At 72.7% G+C, this 3,988-nt stretch carries 4 protein-coding genes; 3 read left to right on the top strand and 1 reads right to left on the bottom strand.

Annotation, left to right across the window (positions count from 1 at the left end):
• Positions 1 to 105 precede the first annotated feature (105 nt).
• On the top strand, positions 106 to 1,269 hold the full coding sequence (locus RIF68_RS30005; RefSeq protein WP_309054425.1) for an alpha/beta fold hydrolase: 1,164 nt from the start codon (positions 106 to 108) through the stop codon (positions 1,267 to 1,269).
• Between the two features lie 100 nt (positions 1,270 to 1,369).
• Complete coding sequence (locus tag RIF68_RS30000; protein WP_309054424.1) at positions 1,370 to 2,164, top strand: S16 family serine protease; 795 nt, start codon at positions 1,370 to 1,372, stop codon at positions 2,162 to 2,164.
• A 45-nt stretch (positions 2,165 to 2,209) separates the two neighbouring features.
• On the opposite strand, the gene RIF68_RS29995 is transcribed toward RIF68_RS30000, so the two are convergent.
• Positions 2,210 to 2,686, bottom strand: a complete 477-nt coding sequence (locus RIF68_RS29995; protein WP_309054423.1) for an Lrp/AsnC family transcriptional regulator — start codon at positions 2,684 to 2,686, stop codon at positions 2,210 to 2,212.
• 121 nt (positions 2,687 to 2,807) lie between these two features.
• On the opposite strand from RIF68_RS29995, the gene hppD reads away from it, so the two are divergent.
• Positions 2,808 to 3,953: a 4-hydroxyphenylpyruvate dioxygenase gene (gene hppD / locus RIF68_RS29990; protein WP_309054422.1), complete on the top strand. Its 1,146-nt coding sequence runs from the start codon at positions 2,808 to 2,810 to the stop codon at positions 3,951 to 3,953.
• The last annotated feature ends 35 nt before the right edge of the window (positions 3,954 to 3,988 follow it).

The following is a 3,988-nucleotide window of genomic DNA, read 5'->3' as shown; positions in this document are numbered from 1 at the left end:
GTGAAGTGCAGTCGCATGCCCGCAGAATCCCCCGTCCGCCGCCAGCCTTTCGGGCAGGGCCGGAAGCTTCGCACCGGGGCCCGGCCCGCCCCCAGGATGCCGGGCATGACCGACACACCCACACCCGCACGCCGTTCCTTCGTCGAGGGCGCCCTCGCCGGGGCCGCCGCCCTCACCCTCGCCTCCACCACCGGCCCGGTCGCCTCCGCCACCGCCCCGGTGCCGTCCCCCACCGGCTCGGCCGGTCAGGTCCTCCGGCTGCCCGCGCCCACCGGCCCGTACGCCGTCGGTGCCACCGTCCGTCACCTGGTCGACCCGACCCGCAACGACCCCTGGGCACCGGAGATCGGAGTCCGGGAGGTCATGATCACCGTCCTGCGGCCCGCCGCTCCCGGCCGTGGCTTCCCCCGCGTCCCGCAGCTCACCCCGGACGCGGCCGCGACCTTCGCCCTTCTCGCCCCGGTGGTGCGGCCGCCGCTGCCGGGCACCGGGGTCGACTGGGCCGCCACGCTCACCCACGCCCGGGCCGGCGCGCCGCCGCTGCCCGGCCGGCGACCGGTACTGCTGTACAGCCCCGGTGGCGGTGACTCCCGTGCCATGGGCAGCTCCCTGGCCGTCGACCTCGCCTCGCACGGCTGGACCGTCGTCACCGTCGACCACCCCGGTGACGCGAGCGAGGTCGAGTTCCCGGACGAGCGGCCGGGCCGCGAACGGATCCGGACGACGGAGCTGCGCCCCGACATGGACGCCACCGCCTTCCGGACCATGATCGACACGAGGGTCGCCGACCTCCGGTTCGTCCTCGACGCCCTCGGCCTCGACCGGGCCGGCCTGTACGGGCACTCGGCGGGCGGCGCCGCCGTCGCGCAGACCCTGCACGAGGACCGGCGGATCGTCGCCGCGGCCAACCTGGAGGGGTACCTGGACCGACGGGACGGCGAACTCCTCCCGGTCGCCCGGTACGGCACCGACCGGCCCCTGCTCCTCGCCGGCACCGACGGCTTCCGGGACGAGCGGCTCGACCGCTCCTGGGCGGCGCTGCTCTCCCACGGCGGGCCGGTCACCCGGCGGCAGCTGGCCGGCTGCGACCACTGGGTCTTCAGCGACCACGCCTCCCTCGTCCCGCAGCTCCAGGCGGCGGGCCTCATGACGGCGGCGCAGCGGGCGGAGCTCGTCGGCACGGTCGCCCCCCGGGTGTCCGTCCCCGCCGTGCGCACACTCCTGCGCTCCTTCTTCACCCGCCATCTGCCCGCGCGCGCGGGCGGCTGAGCGGTCGCGGTCCGGTCCGGGCGGGCTCCCCGGCGGGGCAGCGCGCCCGGGGCCGCCGCCCTCGGGACCGCGGCGGAGGCCGCCCCAGTAGATTGGGGGCGTGCTCTCCCGTCTCTCCCGTCCCCGCGCGCTGGCGCTCAGCGCCCTGCCCGTCGCAGCCCTGTTCGCCGTCGTCGGACTCGCGCCGCTGCCGTACGCCGTCGCGCAGCCCGGCTCGACCGCCGACGTGCTCGGTGTGGACAAGGGGCGGGAGGTCATCAGCGTCACCGGCGCCCCGGTGGGGAAGACCGAGGGGCAGCTGCGGATGACGACGATCATCGCCACCGGACCGTCCGTGGAGGTGGGCCTCGCGGAGGTCGTGGACGCCTGGTTCCGGACGGACCGGGCGGTGATGCCGATCCATTCGGTCTACCCGCCCGGCAAGTCGGACGCCGAGATCGAGAAGCACAACCTGGGTCAGATGAAGGAGTCGCAGGACGCGGCCACCCTGGCGGCCCTCCGCTACCTGAAGAAGGACCCGGCGAAGGTGAAGGTCACCCTGCACCTCGCCGACATCGGCGGGCCCAGCGCCGGGCTGCTGTTCTCCCTCGGCATCGTCGACAAGCTCGACGGCGCCGGGCGGGCCGGTGGTCTGACCGGCGGGCGGATCGTCGCCGGTACGGGCACGATCGAGGCCGACGGGAAGGTCGGCGCCGTCGGCGGTGTCTCCCTCAAGACGCAGGCCGCGGCCCGCGACGGTGCCACGGTCTTCGTCGTCCCCAAGGACGAGTGCGCGGAGGCGAAGGCCGAACTGCCGGACGGCATGCGGCTGATCCCGGTCACGGCGCTGGACGACGCGGTGACCTCCCTCCGGGCCCTCGCCCAGGGCCAGGAGGCACGGGTCCCGTCCTGCTGACCCCCCGGCCGCGTGCACGCGACCGGGACACGACGCGGTCCGGTCTCAGACCGGTTCACCGCCCGCCGCCTGCTCCACCAGCGGGATGATCCGCAGCGGCACCGGGTTCTCCATCACGATCGCCGTCGAGGCCCGCACGATCCCCTCGAACGCCACCACCTTGTCGATCACCCGCTGCAGATCCGCGTTCGACCGGGCGACCAGCCGGCACAGCATGTCCCCGTGCCCCGTCGTGGTGTGCAGCTCCAGCACCTCGGGCACCGTCGACAGGTGCCCCCGCACGTCCGCGCCCTGGCCCTGCTTGATCTCCAGCGTCGCGAAGGCCGTCACCGGGTACCCGAGCGCCGCCGGGTCCACCTGCGGCCCGAACCCCCGGATCACCCCGCTCGCCTGCAGCCGGTCGAGCCGTGCCTGCACGGTGCCCCGCGCCACCCCGAGCCGGCGCGAGGCCTCCAGGACGCCGATCCGCGGTTCACGCGCGAGGAGCACGATCAGCCGTCCGTCCAAATGATCGATCGCCACGAGGGCCTCCCGATGGTCAGGATGTACAAGTCGCCCGCCGATGCTGGCGTACCGCTGTACACATTGACCAGCCCCTGAGCAAACTATTGCGCACCTTGCCGTGCGGCGCGACGCTGCTCCCATGACTGAGACCATTGACCACACCCCGAGCACCGCGCGTGAGGCCGATCCCTTCCCGGTCAAGGGAATGGACGCGGTCGTCTTCGCCGTCGGCAACGCCAAGCAGGCCGCCCACTACTACTCCACGGCCTTCGGCATGAAGCTCACCGCCTACTCCGGACCGGAGAACGGCAGCCGCGAGACCGCCAGTTACGTCCTCACCAACGGTTCCGCCCGTTTCGTGTTCACCTCCGTCATCAAGGCCTCGACCGAGTGGGGCCACTTCCTCGCCGACCACGTCGCCGCGCACGGCGACGGCGTCGTCGACCTGGCGATCGAGGTCCCGGACGCGCGCGCCGCCTACGCCCACGCCGTCGCGCAGGGCGCCACCGGCCTCGTGGAGCCGTACGAGCTCAAGGACGAGCACGGCACCGTCGTCCTCGCCGCCATCGCGACCTACGGCAAGACCCGGCACACCCTGGTCGAGCGCTCCGGCTACACCGGCCCGTACCTCCCCGGCTACGTCGCCGCCGCGCCGATCGTCGAGCCGCCGGCCAAGCGCACGTTCCAGGCCATCGACCACTGCGTCGGCAACGTCGAGCTCGGCCGCATGAACGAGTGGGTGACCTTCTACAACAAGGTCATGGGCTTCACGAACATGAAGGAGTTCGTGGGCGACGACATCGCGACCGAGTACTCGGCCCTGATGTCCAAGGTCGTCGCCGACGGCACCAAGAAGGTGAAGTTCCCGATCAACGAGCCGGCGATCGCGAAGAAGAAGTCGCAGATCGACGAGTACCTGGAGTTCTACGGCGGGCCGGGCGTCCAGCACATCGCCCTCGCCACCAACGACATCGTCGCGACCGTGCGCGCCATGCGGGCCGCGGGCGTCGAGTTCCTGTCCGTCCCGGACGCGTACTACGACACGCTCGGCGAGTGGGTCGGCGACACCCGCGTGCCGATCGACGAACTGCGCGAGCTGAAGATCCTCGCCGACCGCGACGAGGACGGCTACCTGCTCCAGATCTTCACCAAGCCGGTCCAGGACCGTCCGACCGTCTTCTTCGAGATGATCGAGCGCCACGGCTCCATGGGCTTCGGAAAGGGCAACTTCAAGGCCCTCTTCGAGGCGATCGAGCGCGAGCAGGAGAAGCGCGGCAACCTGTAACCGCCGCGCCGTGCACGGAGGGGGTCCGGGGCAGC

The organism is Streptomyces sp., assembly GCF_031178505.1.
Taxonomy (GTDB): domain Bacteria; phylum Actinomycetota; class Actinomycetes; order Streptomycetales; family Streptomycetaceae; genus Streptomyces; species Streptomyces gulbargensis.
Note: the sequence above shows the minus strand (reverse complement) of the source record. Positions and strands in the feature narration are given on the sequence as shown.

Bases quoted from the DNA above. Each gene is read 5' to 3' on its own strand.
- RIF68_RS30005 (WP_309054425.1), top strand. From the start codon at position 106: ATGACCGACACACCCACACCCGCACGCCGTTCCTTCGTCGAGGGCGCC.
- hppD (WP_309054422.1), top strand. From the start codon at position 2,808: ATGACTGAGACCATTGACCACACCCCGAGCACCGCGCGTGAGGCCGAT.